At 28.0% G+C, this 24998-nt stretch carries 17 protein-coding genes and 1 other RNA gene; 11 read left to right on the top strand and 7 right to left on the bottom strand.

What is annotated here, in order from left to right; all coding sequences use genetic code 11:
* Window positions 1-14: 14 nt before the first annotated feature.
* Both ACIQ66_RS04735 and ffs read right to left on the bottom strand, forming a co-directional pair.
* Window positions 15-1013: an enolase C-terminal domain-like protein gene (locus tag ACIQ66_RS04735; protein WP_396211657.1), complete on the bottom strand. Its 999-nt coding sequence runs from the start codon at window positions 1011-1013 to the stop codon at window positions 15-17.
* A gap of 65 nt (window positions 1014-1078) precedes the next feature.
* Window positions 1079-1177, bottom strand: an RNA gene (ffs, locus tag ACIQ66_RS04730) — signal recognition particle sRNA small type.
* An 85-nt stretch (window positions 1178-1262) separates the two neighbouring features.
* Here ffs and ACIQ66_RS04725 point away from each other — a divergent pair.
* Window positions 1263-2330, top strand: a complete 1068-nt coding sequence (locus ACIQ66_RS04725) for a glutaminyl-peptide cyclotransferase (protein ID WP_396211656.1) — start codon at window positions 1263-1265, stop codon at window positions 2328-2330.
* A 68-nt stretch (window positions 2331-2398) separates the two neighbouring features.
* On the opposite strand, the gene ACIQ66_RS04720 is transcribed toward ACIQ66_RS04725, so the two are convergent.
* Window positions 2399-2983, bottom strand: a complete 585-nt coding sequence (locus ACIQ66_RS04720) for a hypothetical protein (protein WP_396211655.1) — start codon at window positions 2981-2983, stop codon at window positions 2399-2401.
* A 105-nt stretch (window positions 2984-3088) separates the two neighbouring features.
* Window positions 3089-3814 (bottom strand): bacteriorhodopsin-like, encoded by a 726-nt coding sequence (locus tag ACIQ66_RS04715; protein WP_396211654.1) that lies wholly within the window; start codon window positions 3812-3814, stop codon window positions 3089-3091.
* Window positions 3815-3946: 132 nt separating this feature from the next.
* Here ACIQ66_RS04715 and ACIQ66_RS04710 point away from each other — a divergent pair, with 132 nt between their 5' ends.
* Together ACIQ66_RS04710 and ACIQ66_RS04705 are read left to right on the top strand one after the other, a co-directional pair.
* A complete protein-coding gene (locus ACIQ66_RS04710) occupies window positions 3947-4843 on the top strand; it encodes a Brp/Blh family beta-carotene 15,15'-dioxygenase (protein WP_396211653.1) in 897 nt (298 codons plus the stop codon).
* 48 nt (window positions 4844-4891) lie between these two features.
* Window positions 4892-5773 carry a hypothetical protein gene (locus tag ACIQ66_RS04705; RefSeq protein WP_396211652.1) on the top strand — a complete coding sequence of 294 codons (882 nt, stop codon included), beginning with the start codon at window positions 4892-4894 and terminating at the stop codon, window positions 5771-5773.
* An 89-nt stretch (window positions 5774-5862) separates the two neighbouring features.
* On the opposite strand, the gene dnaK is transcribed toward ACIQ66_RS04705, so the two are convergent.
* Window positions 5863-7752: a molecular chaperone DnaK gene (gene dnaK / locus ACIQ66_RS04700; RefSeq protein ID WP_396211651.1), complete on the bottom strand. Its 1890-nt coding sequence runs from the start codon at window positions 7750-7752 to the stop codon at window positions 5863-5865.
* A 271-nt stretch (window positions 7753-8023) separates the two neighbouring features.
* On the opposite strand from dnaK, the gene ACIQ66_RS04695 reads away from it, so the two are divergent.
* Window positions 8024-9448 carry an L-serine ammonia-lyase gene (locus tag ACIQ66_RS04695; RefSeq protein WP_396211650.1) on the top strand — a complete coding sequence of 475 codons (1425 nt, stop codon included), beginning with the start codon at window positions 8024-8026 and terminating at the stop codon, window positions 9446-9448.
* Window positions 9449-9469: 21 nt separating this feature from the next.
* The gene (locus tag ACIQ66_RS04690) at window positions 9470-10795 is read left to right on the top strand and encodes a TlpA family protein disulfide reductase (protein ID WP_396211649.1); all 1326 of its coding nucleotides are present in this window, start codon (window positions 9470-9472) and stop codon (window positions 10793-10795) included.
* A 314-nt stretch (window positions 10796-11109) separates the two neighbouring features.
* On the opposite strand, the gene ACIQ66_RS04685 is transcribed toward ACIQ66_RS04690, so the two are convergent.
* Together ACIQ66_RS04685 and ACIQ66_RS04680 are read right to left on the bottom strand one after the other, a co-directional pair.
* Entirely contained in the window at window positions 11110-12168 is a 1059-nt protein-coding gene (locus ACIQ66_RS04685) for a porin (RefSeq protein ID WP_396211648.1), read from the bottom strand.
* 3 nt (window positions 12169-12171) lie between these two features.
* On the bottom strand, window positions 12172-12603 hold the full coding sequence (locus ACIQ66_RS04680; protein ID WP_396211647.1) for a nuclear transport factor 2 family protein: 432 nt from the start codon (window positions 12601-12603) through the stop codon (window positions 12172-12174).
* Between the two features lie 124 nt (window positions 12604-12727).
* Between ACIQ66_RS04680 and panB the strand changes: the two genes are divergently transcribed.
* The 6 genes from panB to ACIQ66_RS04650 all read left to right on the top strand — a co-directional run bounded on the left by panB (window position 12728) and on the right by ACIQ66_RS04650 (window position 24823).
* Window positions 12728-13546 (top strand): 3-methyl-2-oxobutanoate hydroxymethyltransferase, encoded by an 819-nt coding sequence (gene panB / locus ACIQ66_RS04675; protein ID WP_396211646.1) that lies wholly within the window; start codon window positions 12728-12730, stop codon window positions 13544-13546.
* Window positions 13547-13579: 33 nt separating this feature from the next.
* Complete coding sequence (locus ACIQ66_RS04670; protein ID WP_396211645.1) at window positions 13580-14275, top strand: RluA family pseudouridine synthase; 696 nt, start codon at window positions 13580-13582, stop codon at window positions 14273-14275.
* 73 nt (window positions 14276-14348) lie between these two features.
* Window positions 14349-15749 carry a hypothetical protein gene (locus tag ACIQ66_RS04665; protein ID WP_396211644.1) on the top strand — a complete coding sequence of 467 codons (1401 nt, stop codon included), beginning with the start codon at window positions 14349-14351 and terminating at the stop codon, window positions 15747-15749.
* Between the two features lie 20 nt (window positions 15750-15769).
* The gene (locus ACIQ66_RS04660; RefSeq protein ID WP_396211643.1) at window positions 15770-16549 is read left to right on the top strand and encodes a hypothetical protein; all 780 of its coding nucleotides are present in this window, start codon (window positions 15770-15772) and stop codon (window positions 16547-16549) included.
* A gap of 110 nt (window positions 16550-16659) precedes the next feature.
* Entirely contained in the window at window positions 16660-20640 is a 3981-nt protein-coding gene (locus ACIQ66_RS04655) for a PAS domain S-box protein (protein WP_396211642.1), read from the top strand.
* Between the two features lie 202 nt (window positions 20641-20842).
* The gene (locus tag ACIQ66_RS04650) at window positions 20843-24823 is read left to right on the top strand and encodes a PAS domain S-box protein (RefSeq protein ID WP_396211641.1); all 3981 of its coding nucleotides are present in this window, start codon (window positions 20843-20845) and stop codon (window positions 24821-24823) included.
* The last annotated feature ends 175 nt before the right edge of the window (window positions 24824-24998 follow it).

The following is a 24998-nucleotide window of genomic DNA, read 5'->3' as shown; positions in this document are numbered from 1 at the left end:
CAATCTCATCCTCTTTAATTTATATTTATCCCTAATCCTGGTTTTTCTGATAATTGAATTTTTCCGTTTACAATTTTTGTTCCGTTTGCAATTTCATTAGCTACTAAATTCGCGCCGTCTAAATCGGTAAAATCACATAATGGCGCTAAAACTGCTCCTGCCGAAATTCCAATGGTTGATTCTGTCATGCATCCAATCATTATTTTGTAATCAAGACTTTTGGCTTTGGTAATCATTTGCAAAGCTGGAGTCAAACCACCACACTTTACAAGTTTGATATTGATACTTTTATAATGTGGTTTCAATTTTTCCAAACTCGTTTCGTCTTGACAATCTTCGTCTGCCATCCAATTAGCGTTTAAATCAGCGTGCAAGGAATGATAATTATCTGAACTTTTTTGCATTGGTTGTTCCAAATATAAAAAATTTGAAACTATTTCTTGATTTTCAAGCCAACTACAATCTTCTTTTTTAAAGCTTCCATTAGAATCTAAAGCAATTTGATAGTCCAATTCGAGTAAAGATAGAATTTCATTTTGATTGAAACCATTGCATTTTACTTTGAATTTATTCCATGAAGAAGTTTTTATTTTTTTAATTTGCTCTTCAATTGGTGCAACACTTATCGTTATGGAAGATTCTGGAAGATTTTTTATTTCAATTAAATTTAATTCTAAAAAACTTTTGTTTTCTAATTTTCCGAATAAATCCCAATAAGCGCAATCTAGAGCAGAACGTAAAAAACTTGGCAATTCTAATTTTAGAAGAAAAACATAAAATTCAGTAGGATGAATGATTTTTTGATTTTCAATTTGGGTTTGAATCAATTCTAATTTTTGAACAAAATCGGCTAGATTTATTTGATAATAATCGATAGCGGTACATTCGCCATAACCTGAAAAATTGTTTTGGTACAATGAAATAATCAATGCTTCTCTAAAAGAATAATTTCCGTAAGCAATTGAAAATGTTTCCTTTAAATTTAGTTGAACAAGTTGCCAAGATAATTTCATCAAAGGAAAATTTAAATTTAGAATCAAATATAAATAAAAAATTCCGAATCAAGTTCGGAATAAAAAAATGGCAAGCGACCTACATCGCACCGCTACAACCACATACCTTTGCTATGTTCCCATCCTGGAGGAGTCTGCAGGAGCTGGTCGTGTAGGACTTGCCAGTGCAAAGATACAATCTTTTTATATTTTTGCAAGAAATTAACAGCTTTATAAATATATTTGTGGAGTATAAAATTATAAGAATAAATGAAAAATTATAACCTATTAGTAATCATTTTATTAGCCGTTTTTGTTGCAAGTTGTAATGATGAGAAAGAAGATTTGTTTAGCATAAATGAAAATGCATTAAAGGCACAATACTTCCAAAAAGACCAACTTTCATTAGAAATTTTGAATCCAAAATCGGAAAAAATTGATAGTGTTGTTTATAATATGGATGACGTTATAATTGGTTCAAGTAAAGGAACTGCTAAATTTTCATTTGAATTAAAAGATCAAAAATTAGGTTATCATAGTATAAAAGCATCAACCTATTTTGATGGAGAAATTGAGCAAGATTCTACTAGGATTGAAGTTGTTTCAAATATTGAACCAAAATTGCTAAGCTATACAATTGTAAACACCTATCCGCATGATACAGCCGCATATACGCAAGGTCTAGAATTTTACAGAGATACTCTTTATGAAGGAACAGGAAATGGTGCTGGAAGATCATCAGGAGAAAAGGGCATTTCAAGTTTGAGAAAAACGGATTATAAAACAGGAAAAGTGTATAAAAAAATTGAGCTTCCTGAAAACATTTTTGGAGAAGGAATTACCATTTTGAATAATAAAGTGTACCAATTGACTTATCAAAATAATGAAGCTTATGTTTACAATGCTGATACTTTTGTGAAAGAAAAAACATTTCCTTACTTTAAAACTATGGAAGGCTGGGGATTGACAACAGATGGCAAAAACTTATATATGAATGATGGTTCAGAGCGAATTCATATTTTAGATCCTGCCACTTTTAAGCAACTTGATTTTGTAAATGTTTACTCTTCAACCACAAAAATTCCAAGTATAAATGAAATGGAATGGATTGATGGAAAAATCTACAGTAATATTTACGGAAAACAAGCGGTAATTATTATTGACCCTGCAACAGGAAAAGTTGAAGGAATTTTAGATTTTAGCAAATTATTAAGTTTGAGAACTCAACTTCCTGACACAGATGAATTTAATGGTATAGCCTATAATTCTAAAACCAAAACATTATTTGTTACTGGTAAAAATTGGGATAAAATGTTTGAGATAAGAATCAACAAATAATAAAACCGCAAATTCGCAAATTAAAAATACTGAAAATTAAATTTGCGAATTTGTTGTAAATTTACTTTTTATTTTTTCTTTTTTGCATCTAAATATTCTTTTTTAGTAGCATCATAAACCCATTTATTTTCTTGGTTTTTACTTTTTTGAGTAATCGAACCATCAGGATTTAAAGTAAATTCAAAACCTTCTCTTCTAATTTTGTTTTGTGTTTCAGAAACGGTTTTGTTTTTGTCAAGAAAAACTTGTTCGGTTATATTATTCGTGATTTGATAATTTGAAAACACTTCTTTTTTGGAGGTAATATCATATACTTTTGTATAAATAGTTAAAATATCTTCGGTTTTTGTTGGCGTTTTAGTATTTGTTTTTTCTTGCCAAGAAAGTAAGTACAAAGAAATGCTACTTGTTTTAAAAGAAGTTATTTTACAACCTGTTGGTTCAAACGATTTGTCAGCACTTTTTACAATTATGGCATCTACTTCTTTTCCTTTTTCAGTAATAGATACTTGAAAGTTTCCGTTTTTGACTTCGGCAATGAGGTTATCAACTTTTGCTAATCCAGCAGTAGCTTTTGGTGTAGCACTTTTCTTTTTTTGACCAAAACTTGTTAGACAAACCAAAAAGGCTACTATGTAAATTCCGTTTTTCATATTTAGTTAAAATAATTATGGCTAATATACAATATCTATTGTAAATATAAAAAAGAAAACCGTCCTAAAAATAGGACGGTTTATAATCAATAAAACTGAATAAAACTATTCTTTAGAAGATTTAACGGCTAGATTATAAATAACCAATCCAAAACCTATCTTGTTTATAGCATCTGCGATATTGTAAGCAACATCTACATTACCTTTTCCTAAAATTCCTGTGTACCAACCATCAGTTCCTAGCATATAACCTAGTGGATATATTGCCCAACCAACTAATACAAACCAGCATAAAATTTTATGTGACTCTAAAACTGCTCCTCCAGCAGATTTAGCTAATTTAGAGGCTTCACCCATCCAAATTTCATACACAATTGCAAAGTAAGCTATTCCAGAAACTAATCCCCATAGCCAAGCATTAGCAGGGTCAACAGCTTCACCGAAGTATCCGGTAACTAACATTACTAGTGAATAAAAAATCATTTTCCAAAGTAATGAAGATTTAGCACCCGCAACTTTAAGTATAAGGTAAAATTCCAAACACATTAATGGAACGGTTAATACCCAGTCTACATAACGGAAGAACGTTGGGGATTCTTGAAAAGATGCCCAATAGTCACGCATGTAAAAATAATGCACTGCGGCAATAAAAGTAATCAATCCTGAAACCAAGACTGAAGTTCTCCATTTTTTATCAAATTGACTTAATGATAAAAAGAAAAAAGCTGATGCGGCCATCATTGCCATGCATCCTACAAAAAATGTGAAACCAACATAATCATTTGGTAACATTCTTGAAACTAAACTAGAAAGTAACATAAAGTTTGACATAAATTTTAGTTGTTTTTTGGGGTTAATAAAAATTTTATTTAACAAATATATAAAATTAATAAAAAAATAAAATGCGTTTTTTAAATTATTTTCAATATTTTTGTAAAATAAATATAAATTTAACATTTGTTTATGTATAAATATAAACATGTAGTAATTTTAATTAGTTTCTTTTGTTTGTGGATAGATTCCTTTTTTTCAGAAAAAATTCAGATTTTAATAGGATTTACGCTGATATTTTCTTTAGGAATTCTTCATGGAGCAAATGATTTGAAACTGATTCAAAGATTAAACAGTGAAAAAAAGAAAGTTTCTTACTACAAAATAATGAGCTATTATATTATTGTAGTATTAATTGGTATAGTGTGTTTTTATAAAATTCCATTTATTGCATTACTTCTATTTATTCTTGTGAGTGCTTATCATTTTGGAGAGCAACAGTGGCAAAATTTAGAGAATTATGTAAATAAATATTTTGTAACATTATTTCAATTAACCTACGGTATTACGTTACTACTTATTTTATTTAATTTTCATCAAAAAGAAGTTCAATCTATTATTTTCGAAATTTCATCAATTACAATCTCAAAGTCATATTTTGATTTACTTTTAAAAGGAGTTGGGTTTCTTTTTATAAGTATGCTTTTATACTTATATATTAAAATAGTTGAAATAAGAAATCTACTATTACTTGAAAGCTTTTATTTAGTAGTCTTTTCTATAATTTTCATTTCGTCAAGTTTGATATGGGGATTTGCTATTTATTTTGTTTTATGGCATAGTGTTCCATCAATTATAAATCAAATTGAGTTTTTATACTCAGAATTTAATTTTTCAAATTTAAAAAAGTATATAAAATCAGGAATTGTATTTTGGATAGCTTCATTATTTGGCATTGCATTTCTCTATTTACTATTTAAAGATGAAAAAATATTCAACGCATTGTTTTTTTCCTTTTTAGCTGCTATTACTTTTCCTCATGTAGCCGTTATTTTTAATATGATTAGAAAGTTTAATAACAAACAATAAATATATTTAGGGTTAACAATTATTATTTATTGAATAAAAATTATGTTTATGAAGAAAATACATTCGTTATTCAATTTTTTTTTAAATGAAAAGTTTAAAGACAAAAGTGAACATGTAATTATTTACATTTCTATTTTTGCTTTTATAGTTCATTTGATGTTAATTTTTCTAAATAAACTTGATTTTATACATCTTGAATTAGTTACAAAATTATTCAACAATCCTATAGCTGCTATTTATACCCCTTTTTCATTTATACTTATTTATGAAGTATATTTATTAGTTTATTATCTTCCAAAATCAACTACTATATATATAGGTAAACAATATGAAATTATTTTATTAATTATTATTAGAAGAATTTTTAAAGACATTTCTAATTTAGAATTAACCAGCAATTGGTTTGCTGTTAAGTACGATTTAATTTTTTTATATGATATTGTAGCGGTAGTAGTTTTGTTTTTTCTAATTTTTATTTTTTACAGATTAAGCGATTTGCAAAAAAAGAATATAGTTAGTAACGAAAAAATAGAAAGATTTATTCTAACTAAAATAAGAATTGCTTCATTTTTAATACCTGTTTTATTGTTTCTATCTTTATATAGTTTTATAAATTGGATACAAAAAAGTTTCTTTTCGGTAAATGCTTTAGTTTACAAATTTGAAGATATAAATAAAATTTTCTTTGAAGATTTTTTTACTATTCTAATTTTAGTAGATGTTTTAATTTTGCTATTTTCGTTTTTACATTCTGACAAGTTTAGTACTGTTATTAGAAATTCAGGCTTTATTATCTCTACAATTATGATTAAACTATCCTTTAATACCGAAGGAATTTTGAATGTAATTTTATTGGTTTTATCAGTAGTATTTGGAATTATAATTTTATTCATACACAATAAGTATGAAAAACTTCAAACTAATATTTAGTTTTTTTTTGGATACTATTCATAAAAAAACCGAGTTAATGCTAACTCGGTTTTCTATAAAAATTAATTTTCTAATTGAAAATCATCTAATTATTTGACTTCTTCATAATCAACGTCTTGAACATTGTCACCTTGTGCTTCACCTTGTGGTTGAGCAGGTTGTCCTTGAGCGGCTTGATCTCCTTGAGCATACATTGCTTCTGTAGCTGTTTTCCAAGCCGCATTTACATTGTCTAAACCTTTTTGAATCGCTTCTAAATCTTGTGATTGGTGTGCCATTCTTAATTCGGTTAATGCATATTCAATTGCTGTTTTATGATCGTCAGATAATTTATCTCCCAATTCTTTCAATTGACTTTCAGTTTGGAAAATCATACTGTCAGCTTCGTTCAATTTTTCAGCTCTCTCTTTAGCAATTCTATCAGCGTCGGCATTTGCTTCAGCATCTTTTTTCATTTTTTCGATTTCTTCAGCTGTTAATCCAGAAGAAGCTTCTATACGGATATCGTGTGATTTACCAGTTCCTTTATCAGTTGCAGAAACTTTGATGATACCATTAGCGTCAATATCAAAAGTAACTTCAATTTGAGGAACCCCTCTTGGTGCTGGTGGAATACCATCCAAGTTGAAACGTCCGATAGTTTTGTTATCAGCAGCCATTGCTCTTGCACCCTGAAGAACGTGAAGTTCAACAGTTGGTTGCGAATCTGCAGCTGTAGAGAATATTTGAGATTTTTTAGTTGGAATTGTAGTGTTAGACTCAATTAATGTGGTCATTACACCACCCATAGTTTCGATACCTAAAGAAAGAGGCGTTACGTCAAGTAACAATACATCTTTTACATCTCCAGACAAAACACCACCTTGAATAGCTGCTCCGATTGCCACAACCTCATCAGGATTTACACCTTTAGAAGCTTTTTTACCGAAGAATTTTTCAACTTCGTCAGCAATTCTTGGCATTCTTGTAGAACCACCAACTAAGATAACTTCGTCAATATCTGAAGTAGATAAACCCGCATCTTTCAAAGCTTTAGCAACTGGTTCCATTGAACGTTTTACTAAAGAATCTGATAATTGCTCAAATTTAGCTCTTGATAATTTTTTAACTAAGTGTTTTGGTCCTGAAGCAGTAGCCGTTACATAAGGCAAGTTGATTTCTGTTTCAGCAGAAGATGACAACTCGATTTTAGCTTTTTCAGCCGCTTCTTTAATTCTTTGTAATGACATTGGGTCAAGACGTAAATCAATTCCTTCTTCAGCTTTGAATTCATCTGCCAACCAATCAATGATAGTTTGGTCAAAATCATCTCCACCTAAGTGAGTATCCCCATTTGTAGATAATACCTCAAAAACTCCATCTCCTAATTCAAGGATAGAAATATCAAAAGTACCACCACCTAAATCATATACCGCAATTTTTTGATCTTGTCCTTTTTTATCTAAACCGTAAGCTAAAGCTGCAGCAGTTGGTTCGTTGATAATTCTCATTACTTTAAGACCTGCAATTTCACCAGCTTCTTTTGTAGCTTGACGTTGCGCATCATTAAAGTAAGCAGGAACAGTAATAACTGCTTCTGTAACTGTTTGACCTAAATAGTCTTCAGCAGTTTTCTTCATTTTTTGAAGTGTCATAGCTGACAATTCTTGAGCAGTATATAAACGACCATCGATATCAACACGTGGTGTATTGTTATCACCTTTTACAACTGAATAAGGAACTCTTTTTGCTTCATCAGTAGTTTCAGAAAAAGTGTGTCCCATAAAACGTTTGATAGATGCAATCGTTTTTGTTGGATTAGTAACGGCTTGTCTTTTAGCAGGATCACCTACTTTGATTTCGCCACCTTCTACAAATGCAATGATTGAAGGCGTTGTTCTTTTTCCTTCAGAGTTAGGGATTACAACAGCTTCTTGTCCTTCCATTACAGAAACGCATGAGTTAGTCGTACCTAAATCAATTCCAATTATTTTTCCCATTTTTATATTTAATTAATTTTAGAAAATTCAATTTTGTAACTTGCCTGACTAAAAGCAATGATTATGCCATAGCCAAAAAGAGAATTAATTGTCAGTTTTAGAGAAAAATGACAGTTATTTATATGACAAACTGACATTTTCAGAGAACAAATACTAAGTTGAATGTATAAAGATTCTGTTGAAAATTATCAAATTCATATTTATATACCAACAAAACTATTTATTTTTCAGTTATTCATTTATATTTGTCTTTCAAATTAAACTTTTCTTTATGGAAGAATGCATCTCGGTTTTTGATATGTTAAAAATTGGTGTTGGACCATCGAGTTCGCACACACTTGGACCTTGGCGTGCTGCAGAACGATTTTTGGCAGAATTAAATCATGAAAATATTCTCAACACAACCACTCGCGTCAAAGTTGATTTATATGGTTCACTATCATTAACTGGCATTGGTCATGCAACAGACTTGGCTGTTATGTTAGGTTTGAGCGGTCAAGATCCTGAATATATTCCTGTTGAAAATATTGATAAAATCATAACTTCTATAAAAAATACGCATCAACTCAACTTAGGAAATCAGTTTTTAATTCCATTTGATTTTGAAAAAGATATTGTTTTCAATAAAAACTTTTTACCTTTTCATGCTAACGGAATGATGTTTACAGCTTTTACTTCTAAAAAAGAGTACACCTCAACCTTCTACTCTATTGGTGGCGGATTTGTAGTAAAAGAAGAACGTGCGAATGCCAAAAAGAAACTTCAAATAAAGTGTGCTTTTCCTTATCCAATTCAGAATGCAAAAGAATTATTGGATTATTGCACCGCTCAAAACAGAAAAATATCAGAAGTTGTTTATGACAACGAAAAATCTATGCGTTCGGAAGACGAAATTCATAACGAATTAATGCGCATTTGGAATACCATGCTAGAATGCATGTACATTGGTTGCCACAGCGAAGGAATTTTACCTGGCGGATTAAATGTTCGTCGAAGAGCTTTTGATATGCACCAAGGTTTGATAGGTTTATCTAATTATAATAATCCTCAAGAATGGCTGGAAACTATTAGAAAAACAGAAGTTAAATTTAGACAAATTCTAAAATGGGTTTCGTGTTTTGCCTTAGCCGTTAATGAAGTAAATGCGGCTTTAGGAAGAGTTGTAACAGCACCTACTAATGGAAGTGCTGGTGTTATTCCAGCAGTATTAATGTATTATTTAACCATTGAAAATCACGAAGCTAGTGATAAAGAAATTAAACAATTTTTGATGGTTGCTGGAGAAATTGGAAGTATTTTCAAAAAAGGTTCTACAATTTCAGCAGCAATGGGTGGTTGTCAGGCAGAAATTGGAGTTTCTAGTGCCATGGCAGCAGCAGCGTTGTGTGAAGTTATGGGTGGAACTCCAGATCAAGTACAAATGGCAGCTGAAATTGCAATGGAACATCATCTAGGTTTAACTTGTGATCCTATTGGTGGTTTGGTTCAAATTCCGTGTATTGAAAGAAATACAATGGGAGCAATTAAAGCAATAAATGCAGCAGAATTAGCCATGGAAACCGATGCGAAAAATGCTAAAGTTCCTTTGGATAAAGTTATCAATACCATGTGGCAAACCGCTAAAGACATGAATTCTAAATATAAGGAAACTTCAGAAGGTGGTTTGGCAGTTGCGGTGAATGTAGCTGATTGTTAGTGAAATATAAATTATTAAAAAATGAAAAAAAATATTCAAATACTTTTAGTATCATTTTTAACTTGTATTTTTTCTTCATATTCTCAAAAAAAAGCAATTAAAAAATTGGCAAATACAGATGGTTATGAAGTTGTTCTTACTACTAAAAATTTAAAAGACGAAAAACTTCAACTTTATTATTTATATGATATAACCAAGAAAAAAGTAATAGCAGATAGTATATCAATTTCAGAAAATGAGCAAAGAGTTGTATTCAAAGTAACGAAAAAGATTATTGGAGCCATTTATTTTATCAAACTTAAATCTCAAAATGATGCAATCCAAATTGCACTTGACAATGGCTCAAAAATTGAACTTTCAATAGATACCAAAATCACCAATATTTCATGCTTATCAAAAAATATAAATAAAGATTTTATTGATTTTCAGCTTAACTCTGACAAACTTAGTAAAGAAGAAAAGATAAATTTACGTTCAAATATTCTTAAAAAATATCCAAATTCAATTTTAAATTTATTTTTTAAAATTGAAAACAAAATCAATGAATCCAATCCAAAAGATATTGAAAGTCAGCTAAAATATCGCAATGATTTCTTTGCTTCAATTGACAAAAATGATAAACGAATATTTTTATTGCCAAACATTTACAAACTACTTTATAATTACATAAGAAGTTTACCAATAAACAACGAAAATTATACTAAAAGTATTGATTTATTATTGAAAGGAATTCCTTGTTCATCAATGAATTATAAAATTTATACTAAATGGCTTGTGTCTAACTTGAGTTATTATGAATCTGAAAATTTAGAAAGCTCTTATATTCATTTATATAAAAATTATATTGAAGTTGATAAGTGTAATAATTTCTCAGATTCAGATAAAAACAAAAATAACAACACATATCTTTCTATTTTAAAGAATCCAATGAATTCAAAAATTCCTGACTTTACAATGATTGATAAAGATTCAACTTCCTATACTCTTTCAAAAATTTATCCTGAAAACGACTATACTTTTATAGCTTTTTTCAGTCCAACTTGTCATCATTGCGAGGTTACAATGCCACAAGCACAAGCAGCATTTGAAAACATAAAAAACAAATATCCTACCAAAAAAATAAAATTAATTTCAATATTAAATGACACTGACGAATCAAAATGGGAACAGTTTGTGTTGGAAAAAAATATTTCAAACTGGTTAAATTTAAAATCTGTTGATCCTAAAAAAGCGTATCAAGAAGATTTTAATTCATATTCAAATCCGAAGTTTTTCTTAATTGATAAAAATGGGAAAATTTTACTAAAATCATTGAATGCTATTGCCATTGAAGGAATTATTAAATAAAATTTACACGTAGATTTAAAATAAAGTAGTTGTAGTTAGGTTATTACCATTTCTTTGATTGCAGTTTTATAATTTCATTTTTACCAACTTCCATTTATGAATTCATAGCTAAAACTGTAAGGTTTTCATCATTTACTGGAATCAAAAATGCACTAATTTGTTTGTTATTGATTTTTCGAGAACATAAATCTTGATTTCTATAATTTTTCTATTTAAAAGATTACGGTAAAACTAAATTCAAATCTTCAAAAAAATTATACAATTTTGAATTATTGTTCCAAAATTACGAGTTTTAGTGCTTGAAAATTAACAACTTAAAACTCAAAACTCAAACTAGTTGTCAAAAAGAAATTTGAATTAACTAAATCAGAACCTTTAGCAAATACTTCTTTCTTGCTATCAAAGTAACGAGCTTCGATTCTTAATTTTAACTTTGAATTGGGTAAATAATCCAAATTTAAAGAGAAACCAAGAGTTTTAAATTCGTCATTTATGTCAATAATCACATTCTTTTCATCTTGGTAATATTCGGTTCTAAATGCCGTTTGCCATTTTGGATTTATTGAATATTGGGCAATAAAAACAGGACTTAACCACGATGCAGAGGTATTGTTTTTTGAACTCAAATCTTGTAAACCATAATCAAAACCTACAATAGTTCTCCATTTGTCATTCCATTTTTTATCAAAATATAAATTACTGAAATAACGCATAGTATAATCAATTCCATTAAACTCTTTTCCTACGAAAGTGCTCCAATTTAAAGTTGAATTTGTAGATGATTTATAAATAATTTGAGTTCCAAATGAAGGCGAAACATCTTTTTGAGGTTTGTTGATTCGTTGCCAACCATTGGTTAATAAAGCAGCAAAATTCCATTTATCTGATGGTTTGTAATTGTACTTTACACCTGTCATAAAATAAGGCGAATTTTCAGCTAAAATAGAACGTGTTAAGGTTAAATTAGTTGCCGTTGTTGATGATTCAAATCCTAAATAACTTGGTAAAATTCCAACTTCTACAGATTGTTTTTTTGATTTATCAAGATACAAACCAACATAGGCTTCGTTTAGATATTTTATCTTTTCGTTGACATAATTATCGTCAACATAAGTTCCTGATTGCAAAGATAGTACTGCATAAGCATTTTCATATTCCACCTTTGCACGTAGTAATCCAATATTGATATTAAACTCATTATGACGATTGTAATTGTACATAAATGGCAATTTTGCATCGGTTAATGGTTGATTAAAATCATAGGAATAGTATGTTTCTACAAATCCTGAAAAAGTGGTTTTAAGTTCGCTTTTTTCTTGAGAAAATAGTTGACTAAAAATAAGTAGCGCTAAAATTGTGAGTGCTTTTTTCATGAATTATTTCCTTCTAGTATCAATGCAATAAATAATTTTCCAACTACCATTTTCTTTAAAAAGTATAAAAGCATTTACCCCCGAATGACTAAATTTTCCATCAATATAAAACTCATAAGGCGTCCAAACATGAGCCATAGTTCCATCTACTTGAATGGAATAATTTACTATTTTTTCTTCAAATTTAAAATCATTCGGAATTGATGCAATAGAATGGTAGAACTCATTAGCTGATTCATCTGATAATTTAGCGTCTTTTGCATTTTCCATAATAGATTGAAGAATGATTTTATCTGAACAAACTGATTTCATTTTAACAGTATCTTTAGCATGAAAACCTTCAAAAAAAGTTTCAATAACTTTCTGAATTTCTTGATTTTGTGCTTGAATATAACTAGTAAAAATAATTAATAGTAGAACTATTGTTTTTTTCATTTTTGAACAAATTTGTAATTTTGTATATATTAGTATATTTTTAATTCTATTTATTACAAAACTAATCGATTTTATTACTTTTACACCATTAAAAATAATATTTGAAATTTAAAATCTAATATTCATGTCAGTATCTAAAAAAGATTACAAACGAATTACAACCAAATCATTGATTGAAATGAAAGCCAATGGTGAGAAAATTTCAATGTTAACAGCTTATGATTTTACCATGGCAAAAATCGTTGACAATGCAGGCGTAGATGTTATTCTTGTTGGAGATTCAGCAAGTAATGTTATGGCTGGACACGAAACGACTTTACCAATTACACTAGATCAAATGATTTACCATGCTTCAAGTGTAGTTCGTGCCATTGAACGCGCTTTGGTTGTGGTCGATTTACCTTTTGGAAGCTATCAATCTGATCCAAAAGAAGCCTTGCGTTCGTCTATAAGAATCATGAAAGAATCTGGTGGACATGCTGTAAAATTGGAAGGTGGAAGTGAAATTAAAGATTCAATAAAAAAAATACTTAATGCAGGAATTCCTGTCATGGGACATTTGGGGTTAACACCACAATCTATATATAAATTTGGAACTTACACAGTTCGTGCTAAAGAAGATGCTGAAGCCGAAAAATTAATGGAAGATGCCAAATTATTAGAAAAATTAGGTTGTTTTGCTTTGGTTTTAGAAAAAATTCCTGCACATTTAGCCGAAAAAGTAGCAAAAAATATTTCGATTCCTGTAATCGGAATTGGTGCTGGCGGTGGTGTTGACGGTCAAGTTCTTGTAATTCACGATATGTTAGGAATGAACAACGAATTTAGTCCAAGATTTTTGCGACGCTATTTAGATTTATATAATCAAATGACTAAGGCAATAGAAAGTTATGTTACAGATGTAAAAAGTCAAGACTTTCCGAATGCGAATGAACAATACTAGTAATTAGTGAATAGTAATTAGTGAATAATAATTTTGGCAGAAAAAATAGTTTCAAATAAAAATAATCTTCAAATTCTTCACGAAGACAATCATATAATTGTGATTAACAAACGTGTTGGAGATATTGTGCAAGGTGATAAAACTGGAGATAAACCGCTTTCTGATATAGTAAAAGAATATATCAAAGATAAATACAACAAACCTGGTGATGTCTTTTTGGGTGTTGTTCATAGATTAGACAGACCCACAACTGGAATTGTTGTTTTTGCTAAGACAAGTAAGGCTCTTGAACGTTTAAACAAAATGTTTAGCGAAAGAGAAACCCAAAAAACCTATTGGGCAGTTGTCAAAAATAAACCACCTAAAACGGATGATAAACTTGTTCATTTTCTAAAAAGAAATGAAAAAAATAATTCTTCAAAAGCACATTTAAAAGAAGTTCCTGAAAGTAAAATCGCCTCATTAGATTATAAAATAATCAAAGAATTAAACAATTATTTCGTTCTTGAAGTTCATTTACATACGGGGCGTCATCATCAAATTCGTGCTCAACTTCAAGCTATTGGTTGTCCGATTAAAGGTGATTTAAAATATGGATTTGATAGAAGCAATCCAGATGGTGGAATTCATCTTCATGCAAGAAAATTAGCATTCGTTCATCCTGTTTCTAAAGAAAAAATTGAGGTTGTTGCTCCTGTTCCATCTGATTCAATATGGAGTTCAATATAAAAATATAGTTGTTTAACTATTTTTTAAATACCAAAAAAATATATCTTTGTTATAATCAAAAAAATAAATAGGTATGAAAAAAATAATCATTATTGGACTTTTCATAATTTCATCAGTAGGATTTTCGCAAGAACATTTTGCTGGACTAACCACATCAAGCAGAGGTGGGCTATTGTCTAGCGCAATGAATCCAGCTGAATTTGCTAATGCTACCAAAAAAATTGAAGTTAACTTATATGGATTCAGTATTAATGCTTCCAATAACAAAATAGGATTTGAAGATATTATTTCTGGAAAAAATCTTGAAAAAATTCTTTTTGCTCCTGGTGAAGCTGTAAATGCAAGATTAGATGCTGAAATATATGGTCCAAGTGTTGGATTGAAAATTGGAAAATGGGGATTTGGAGTTTCGACAAAAGCCAATGGTAAACTAAATGTTGTTAATGTAGATGCCAATCTTGGAGATGCATTGATAAATGATGTCATTTCAAGTGGTTTGAGCACAACAATTAATTATCCAAATAATCAGAGAGTTGTAGGTACAACTTGGGGTGAAGTAGGTTTATCTTTGGCTAGAACAATATTAGATAGTGAAAATAACAAGTTTAGTGTTGGTGCTACTATGAAGTTAATGTTTCCTGGTTCCTACTCTAATGTTGGTTTATCTGCTTTCAAAGGAACAATAACTAAAGTTGGGAATGATTTATATTTAAACAATGCTACAGCTGGACTAAATATTTCCTATTCTGGAAACTTAGCTAACAGTTTTACCGATTTTAGTGATTACTCTAAATCTGTTTTTGGCGGATTTAATGGTTTTGTTGGCGATATTGGTGTTAGTTACCAACGAAAAGATAAAAGTATTTTAGATGTAGTAAAAAGTAAAAATAAATACAAGTTAAGTATAGGAGCATCTATAAAAAATATTGGTTCTATGACGTTTAAAGATGATAATAATTATAATACTAATTATCAATTAGATATTCGTCAAAATTTATCTGATTCAAATCCTAATAATGATAATCCATTAGGATTTAATTTAGCAGAAATACAAAATATTGATAAATTAGGTGACATTGAAAGTACCTTAACTAGAAAAGGTTATTTAGTAAACAGTCAAGACAAAACCGACTTTGTTGTAAAACTTCCAACAACATTTGTAGCATATGCTGATTTAAAATTAGTTTCTAAACTATACATTTCTGGTTTTATCCAACAAAAACTTTCTGATGATGCTAATAATGATCAAATTACAGCACAAAATTATATTACAGTAACTCCAAGAATTAATTTAGGTTTTTTTGAAGCATACGTACCTTTGTCTGATAGTGAAATATCTGGTTTTAATGCTGGATTTGGTTTTAGACTTGGCGGATTTTACTTAGGCTCAGGATCTGCAATTACCTCATTATTAGATCAAAAAAATAGCAAACAAGCCGACTTTTATACAGGATTTCGTTGGGGATTTCTATAACAAATAACATCTTACTAAATATGGAAAAAAATTATACTAAAATTGAAAAAATTGCAAATGAAGGATTCGAACTAGATTTTGGATTAGTATTTGAAAAAACCTTTGACAACTTTAAGAAAATATGGGGAATTGCCGGAGTTGCACTATTATTAGTTTCGATAGTTTTTGTAGCATTTATAATTGCAATTTTTGGAATTATCTATGGGTTTTCTGACTATACAGAAACGCTAATGGGTTTAAATCCTGAATTTATGACAAATACAGCATTAGTTGGTTTTATAGTGTTTTCAACCATTTTTGCAGGTTTATTAAGTCCAATAAATGCTGGATTTATCAAAATGGCTTATTTAGCTGATACCAATCAACCATTTGGCATAAACAATGTTTTTGATTACTTCAAAACAAATCATTTCAAAGAACTATTCATCTCTTCCTCAATAATTACTCTTGTTGGAACAGGTATAGGCATGACAATAGAATTTGCTGGCGTTCCTTTTTTAGGAAATGTACTTACGTATGTAGTTTCGTTTTTAACATTCTTAACAATTCCATTAATCATTTTTTCAGACCTAAAAGCTTTTGAAGCAATAACAATGAGTAGTAGGTTGGTACTAAAAAAACCTTTACTGCTGTTAGCATTGATAATTGTTTCCTTTTTATTTGTTATGCTTGGTATTTTTGCACTTTGTATAGGAATTATTTTTACTATTCCATTCCTTTTTTCTCTATATTATATAGTCTATAAGAATATTGTTCCTCTTGAAAACAAAGATGAAATAGATGAAATAGGTGTTTTTTAACACCTATTTTTTTTATAACTAACTCTATTTCTATTGTTTAGAAAAATAATAGCTCTTTTGTTAAATTGATTTTGATTATTTGAAAAAGATTTACTAATTTACTAAAATATTTGAAAGCAGTTATTATGAATCCTATTTCAACTTTATCATTTATCAATTTATCTAAAACCGATAATTTGATTATTTTTATAATAAATTCGATACTGATCGTGGGATTGGTATATATGGTAATCAAAAAACAACTAAAAGTAAAATTAAAAACTAACTTTTCAGAATATGAGCCAAAAGAGCAACAATATTCACTGTTTTTACTCTTTTTGGGAATTATACTTCCAATTGTTGAATCAATAAATGAATTATTTCAAGTTAGAGAAAAAAGCCTTTTAATTATCAATTATATAGTTGGTGCAGTTTTAATTTCAATCTATTTTATAGCATTAAAATATAAATTTGTTTCTAAAAGATTAAGCTCAATTTTTATTTTTTGTTTTATCAGTTACTTTCTTTTTGTATGTTATAATATTATATTTAAACCTTTTGAACTTGTATCATATGTTGGTTTAATTCTTGTTTTTTTTCTATCTTACTTTGCTTTCAAAAACATTTTACAATATTTAACTTTTATATTTATAACTTTAGTTTCTACAATAAGTATTTATAACAAAGGTATTATACCAAATGATCTTGTAATTATATTATTTAATTCATTTTTAGTAATTACCACAGTACACTTAGCTAGACATGTTACATTGCTTGAAACTCAAAATAAATTCTTGTTTAATGATAAAATTGTAAATAAGGGAAATTCTATAACTATTGTAACTAATAGAAAAGGTGAAGTCTTTTTTTGTAGTGAACAAATAAAAGATTTTTTAGGCTATTCGCCAAGTGAAGTAATGGGCTTAAATTACTGGAAACTTACTGGTGATGAAGAATTTATAGGAGAAGCATATCATGATAATTATAAAGATGATCGTCTATATGTTAGAAGGCTTAAGTGTAAAAACGGGGGATATAAATACATTCAATGGAAAGATAAAAAATTCTCAGATGATGTCATTATTGGAATTGGTCAAGATGTAACCGAGCAAATAATGTTTCAAAATCAGTATAAAAATATTGTAGAAAATGCTTCCTACTATATTTATGAGCTTGATAAATATGGAAAATTTACATTCATCAATAAATATTTTGAGAAAGTTATTGAATATAGTTCTGAAGAAATACTTCAATTTTATTTTACAAAATTAATTCGTGAAGATTATAAAGAAAAAATATACGATTTTTATAACAATACACCAAAAGAAGTAACAAGTTTTCCAACACTGGAATTTCCTATTATTACAAAAAATGGAAGTGAAATATGGCTATCACAAAATATATCATACAAAAAAAATGAATTCAATAAAATTATAGGTTATTCTGTAATTGGAAGAGATATAACTCAAATTAGACAAATTGAATTTGAAAAACAAATTAAAGAGAAAAAAGCAAAAATTTATAATGAGGCTTTTAAGTACTTATCTTCAAAAAGTTATGCGAAAACTATCAATTTTGAAATAATTTTAGAAAGAATATTAAAAACTATAGCTATCAAAGTTGATGTAAACAGAGTAAGTTTTTGGCAGAATTATGAAAACAGAATACAGTGCAAAAGATTATATAATTATGACAAAGATGAATTTGAATATGATACAATTTTTTTAAAAAAAGACTATCCAAATTATTTTGAATCGCTTGAAAATAAAATTCAAATTGTAGCATCTAATGTATATAGTACAGAAGATCTAAAAGAATTTATAGTTGACTATTTTCCAAAAGAAAATATTTGCTCATTGATAGACACACCAATATATCTTGAAGGTAAAATGGTAGGAATACTGTCATTTGAATGTACAGCCAAATTTAAAGATTGGGACAATGAAGATATAAGTTTTGCCCGCTCATTAGCTGACTTTTTAGCAGTAGTAACTGAAACAAATCAAAGAATTTTAGCCGAAAAAAAACTTGCTTATAAAAGTGATTTGCTTTCTGTTGTTGCAAAAAATACAGAACAGTTTATTAGATATAAAAACAACGATATTCTATTTGAAACAACCTTTAATGCTATTGGTAATACACTTGGAGTAAGTGGATTATCATTTTTTGAAAGCGATATTGCGAATGAAGTATATATACAAAAGTATAGATGGTCTAAAGAAAATAAACACTTAAAAGAATCGAATGAACCAAATCGCACAATACCATATAGTAAACTAAGCGAGCCACATAAACAAATTCTGAAAAAAAATAATTATTACAACTTAGTTAAGGATATTGATGATATTGAATTTAAAACTTACCTAGAATCATTAGAAATTAAATCGATACTCTTTATTCCAATTTTTGTAAATAATGAGTTATATGGAACATTAGTTTTTGACGATTCAGACATACAAAGAGATTGGTCAAATGATGAGTTAACTATTTTAAATACAATAAGTAACAACATATCATTTGCTATTGAGAGAAATATATTTGAAAATATAATTATTGAAAGTGAAAAACGTTTCAAATTAATTTCTGAAACTATTCCTGGTACAATTTATTTAACAAAATATGATGAAGAGTCGACTAAACTATATGTAAACAATGAGATTGAAAAATTAACAGGGTACTGTAAAGATGATTTTATTACTAATAAGCTACATTTCGTTGATTTAATTTTACCAACACAATTAGAAGAAACAACTAGTTATCAACTAAATTGTATTAAAAATAAAAAACCTTTTCATTCAATATATCAAATAAAACATAAAAATGGAAACTATATATGGATAGAAGAATTTGGAGATGTAATTTTAAAAAATAACGAAGTTGACTTTATAGGTGGCGTTTATTTTGATATTACTTCTAAAAAAACTAACGAAGACGCTATCAAAGCTAAAGAATATGCCGAAGCTGCAAACAAGGCAAAATCAGATTTTTTAGCCAATATGAGTCACGAAATAAGAACTCCACTTAATGGTATTATAGGTTTTACAGACTTACTAAAGAGTACGAATCTTGAAGATCTTCAAAAAAATTACATGAATACCATCAGCCAATCGGCTCAATCTCTAATGGAAATTATTAATGATATTCTTGATTTTTCTAAAATTGAAGCAGGTAAATTAGATCTTGAAATTACCGAATGTAATCTGGATGAACTTACTAACCAGGTAATTAGTCTAGTAAAATATCAATCAGATATAAAAAATTTAGATTTAAAATTTAAAATTCAAAAAGAAGTTCCAAACGCTATTTATACAGATTCAACAAGACTGAAACAAGTATTAATAAACTTATTAAGCAATGCGGTAAAATTTACAAATACTGGTTATGTAAGTCTAACTATTTCATTGATAGAAAATCTAAACTTAAGCGAACACAAAATTCGTTTTTCAGTTAAAGATTCTGGTATAGGAATTAAAAAAGAATTTTTCGATAAAATATTTGAAGCTTTTTCGCAAGGAGACAATTCTACAACAAGAAAATTTGGAGGAACAGGATTAGGCTTGTCCATTTCCAATCAATTGCTTGAATTAATGGGAAGCAAGCTTGAACTAAATAGTACCCATAAAGAAGGAAGTGAGTTCTTTTTTGATGTGGTATTTAAAACAAGTAATTCTACAAATAAAAAAATAAAAAAAATTGAGTTAGCTAAAATAAAGAAATTTGATTTTGGTCAAGAAAATTATAAAATTCTAATTGTTGAAGACAATAAAATAAATATGCTTCTAACCAAAACCTTTATAAAGCAAATCATTCCAAATGGAACACTATATGAAGCCGAAAACGGTAAAGATGCTATTAATAAATTTTCAATTTTAAAACCAGATTTAATTTTAATGGATGTTCAAATGCCTGTCTTAAATGGTTATGAGACTACATCTGAAATTAGAAAAACACCAACAGGTCATCACATTCCAATAATAGCGTTAACAGCAGGAACCGTTGTCGGTGAAAAGGAAAAATGTATAGAAGCTGGTATGAATGATTATATTTCCAAACCGATTGATAAAGATTTATTAGAGGAGAAAATTGCAAAATGGATATTGACTAAACTTTAAGGTTTAACAATAATGTTATAACATACATTTTTAAAAATATTTTATCATAAATCTACTGGTTTTTTAAAGTAATTTATGAAAAATAATATCAAATTAATAGTTTTTGTAAGGCAATTTTATTAAATTTGAATACATATTTCAAGTCCCAAATTGATATAAATGCTAAACTTTACCTTAATTTATTTGTATTATTACAATGCAAATGCAACTCTATTTAACCATGAGTCAATATGCTCAAAATATAGCAATGCTTAATCCGAACTTAAAATGGATTTTTAGTTTTGCTTTTATATGTATTATTGGCATAACATTTATTTTAAACAAAAAGAATAAAAAACAGTACGCAAATTATATTAAAAAATATTATCAGTTAAAATATAACAGCGACAAATACGGTGCATCAATATTTTTTTTAGGATTTCTAATCGTTTTAACAGAAATAATATATAGCTTTTATGATTTAAGACCTGAAACATTAGCTATCATAAACTTTTCTATAGGTTTCACATTACTACTACTATATCTATTCATCAAAAAAATTCCTTTTTTAGTAAAAAATATTAGAGTTATTTTTACTTTTATATATATTCTTTACCTTTTATTTGAATTTAACAATCTTGTAACTAGAGAATTTAACCTAATAACTTATAGTGCTTTTTTACTAATTGTATATTTTTCTTTTACTATTTATAAAACTCTAAAAGAATTTATATTCTTTCATACATTCTTGGGGTTTTTATATCTCTATACCTTCACGCAACATTTAATTTCAGACAAATTAGCACTCATAATTGTGATTTCTTCTATACTAATTGCTTTTGTTAATTACTTAAGATATTTATCCATAATTACAAATACCGAAAATATTCTTTATGCAAGTTCTATTGATGACAAAAACAATTCACTGTCTATTGCTATAAATACAAAATCTGAGGTAATTTACTGTAGTGAGAGCATTACAAAAATTCTTGGTTATTATCCTGAACAAGTAATTGGCAAAAATTTTTGGATACTAACAGAAAATTCAGAAAAAAATTTCACAAAAAAAATTGAAAATAAAATTTATGTCCGAAAACTAAAATGTGCTGATGGAAAATTTAAATACATTCAATGGACAGACAAAATATTTTCTGACGATACAATTGTTTCAATTGGAAAAGACATTACTCAATACCAACAAATTCATAATCAATATAATAATGTTATTGAAAATGCGACAGATTTAATTTTTGAAACCGACAAAGATGGTAATTTTACCTATCTAAACAAGTTTGTACAAGAAAGTCTAGGCTATACACTTGAAGAAACTATAAATCAACATTATTCAAAATTTATAAGAAAAGATCACATAAAAAAAGCAAGCGAGTTCTTAAAAAACTACCTCAACTCCAAAGAAATAATAAAACAAGCATTTGATTATCCAATTATAAAGAAAAATGGTGAAGCAATATGGCTTTCACAAAAAATCAGTATAAATAGAAATGATGAAGGAATAATTACAGGCTATTCAGCAATTGCTAGAGATATAACAATCTTAAAGAAACTTGAAATTGAAAAAAAATATAAAGAGATAAAAGTTAAAAAATACGATGATTTTAAAAATGAGTTAACCTTAAAAAGTTTTTCTTCAAATGTAGATTTTAAAAGTTTTTTAATTTTTATATTAAAATCAATTACCAAAATTGTTGATATTAACAGAGTTAGCTATTGGGAATATTATCCTGATAAAATTGTGTGTACAAAACTTTATGAACAAAACACCGATACCTTTCAGTATAATATGATTTTATACAAAAAGGATTATCCAACCTATTTTGAAACTATAGAAAAAAAACATATTATTGTTGCAAGTGACGTATATAAAAAGAAAGCCTTAAAAGAGTTTATTCCAGTCTACTTTCCAGAAACCCAAATAAAATCAATGCTGGATACTTCTATATATCTAAATGGTGATCTAAAAGGTGTTTTATGCTTAGAGTCAAATACAAAAATTAAAATTTGGGATACTGAAGATATTAATTTTGTGCAATCTATATCAGACTTTATAGCTATTTTTATAGAAACTAACCATCGTCTAGAAACTGAGAAAAAAGTAAAATACAAAAGTGAACTTCTTTCTGCGCTAACCAAAATTACAAATAGCTTCATAAAAAATAAAAATATTTTTAGTAACTGCAATGAAACACTAGCTATAATAGGAAAAGCTGCAAGAGTTGATAGAGCCTATTTCTATTTAAATGATGCCGAAAATCAAATTGTTATTCAAAAGTATGAATGGGTTTGCGATACTATAAAAACTTTTATAGATGCAGAAGCAATTATAAGTTTTCCTCATGAAAATTTTAGAGAATATATCGAATTACTAAAAATAAATAAATCATTTAACTTTATTGTAAAAAATATAGAAGACGAAATATACAAACAAAGTCTTGTCGAAAAAAATATAAAATCAATCATCAATATTCCAATTTTTATTAAAAATGAACTATATGGATTTATTGGTTTTGACGATTGTACTAATGAGAGAATTTGGTCAGAAGATGAAATAAATATTCTTCAAAACTTGGCAAACAACATCACATCAGCAATAGAAAGAAATGAAAGCGATAATCTTGTAACCGAAACCGAAGAACGATTTAAATTACTTGCCGAAAATATCCCAGGAACCGTATATTTATCTAAAAACGACCCTAACTTTACCAAAGTTTATATAAACGATGAAATTGAAAATTTAACTGGATTTCCAAAATCAGATTTTCTAGAAAACAAAATTGTATATAGCAACTTGATTCATCCAAACGAGAAAGACGATGTTGTCGAAAATCAAAAAAATGCAATAAAAGAAGGTCGTAAAATTCATCAAGTCTATAGAATTTATAATAAAGCAGGAAAAATAGTTTGGGTTGAAGAGTTTGGAGATGTCATAAAAAAAGATTCCAAAATTGAATATATTGAAGGTATTTTTATTGATATAACCAATAGAAAGAAAAATGAAAAAGCAGTAGAAAAAAGATTACTTGCTGAAGCTGCTAATAAGGCAAAATCAGATTTTTTGGCAAATATGAGTCATGAAATACGAACACCTCTTAATGGAATTATTGGTTTTACTGATTTGCTAAAAAACATAACACTAGAGAAGACTCAATTAAACTACATGGAAACTATAAGTCAGTCAGCAAACTTACTTATGGAAATAATTAATGATATTTTAGACTTTTCCAAAATAGAATCAGGAAAATTAGATTTAAATATATCCGAATCTGATATTCGTGAATTATCTAATCAAGTTATTATTTTAGTAAAGTATGAAGCAATAAAAAAAGATTTAAATTTAAGTTTTTCTGTAGATGAAAATATTCCCAAATATATTTTTACAGATAGTATTAGATTAAAGCAAATAGTGATTAATTTATTAAGTAATGCCATCAAGTTTACTAAAACAGGATCGGTACATTTCTCAATAAATTTGTTAGAGAAAACAAAAAATTCTAATTTTAAACTACGCTTTTCAGTAAAAGATACTGGTGTAGGAATAAAAGAAGAATATATAGATAAAATTTTCGATGCATTTTCACAAGGTGATAATTCAACAACAAGAAAATTTGGAGGAACGGGCTTAGGGTTAACAATTTCAAATCAATTACTTTCTTTAATGAAAAGTAAATTGCAAATAAATAGTATATACAAAGAAGGTAGTGAATTTTTCTTTGAAATTACTTTCAAGGGTTCAGAATCAATAAAGAACAAAGCATTAATTCTGAAACCAATAGAAAATACAGAAACAAAAAAAACTATAGATTTTGGGCAAGAGAATTATAAAATTTTGATTGTTGAAGATAATAAAATTAATATGCTTCTCGCTAAAACACTCGTTAAACAAATTATACCAAACGCAACCGTTTATGATGCAATTAATGGAAAAGAAGCTGTTAAAAAATTTTCAATTTTGAAGCCAGACCTTATTTTAATGGATGTTGAAATGCCCGTAATGAATGGTTATCAAGCAACTCAAGAAATTAGAAAAATGTCATTTGGTACTCTCGTTCCAATTATTGCAATAACCGCTGGCATAGTTATTGGTGAAAAGGAAAAATGTTTAAATGTAGGCATGAACGATTATGCCTCAAAACCAATTGTTAAAGATACACTTCAAACAATAATTTCTAAGTGGATTAGAATTTAAAATAATAGTCTGCTAATTAATAAATATAAAGTATTAAATGGATTAGAGCTATAAATCGATTTTATAAAGATGTCAAACTGTTAACATAGAACAAGGAGCAACTTTTTAAGTATTGTTTCAATAGTCATTTTGTTTTAAAAAAAATAGAAATCGTCTAGCTATAAAACTAGACGAT

Origin of the sequence: Flavobacterium sp., from assembly GCF_044377315.1 — a bacterium.
In the GTDB taxonomy this organism is placed as follows: Bacteria; Bacteroidota; Bacteroidia; order Flavobacteriales; family Flavobacteriaceae; genus Flavobacterium.
The sequence above is the reverse complement of the archived record's forward strand: the minus strand, read 5'-3'. Positions and strand labels throughout refer to the sequence as shown.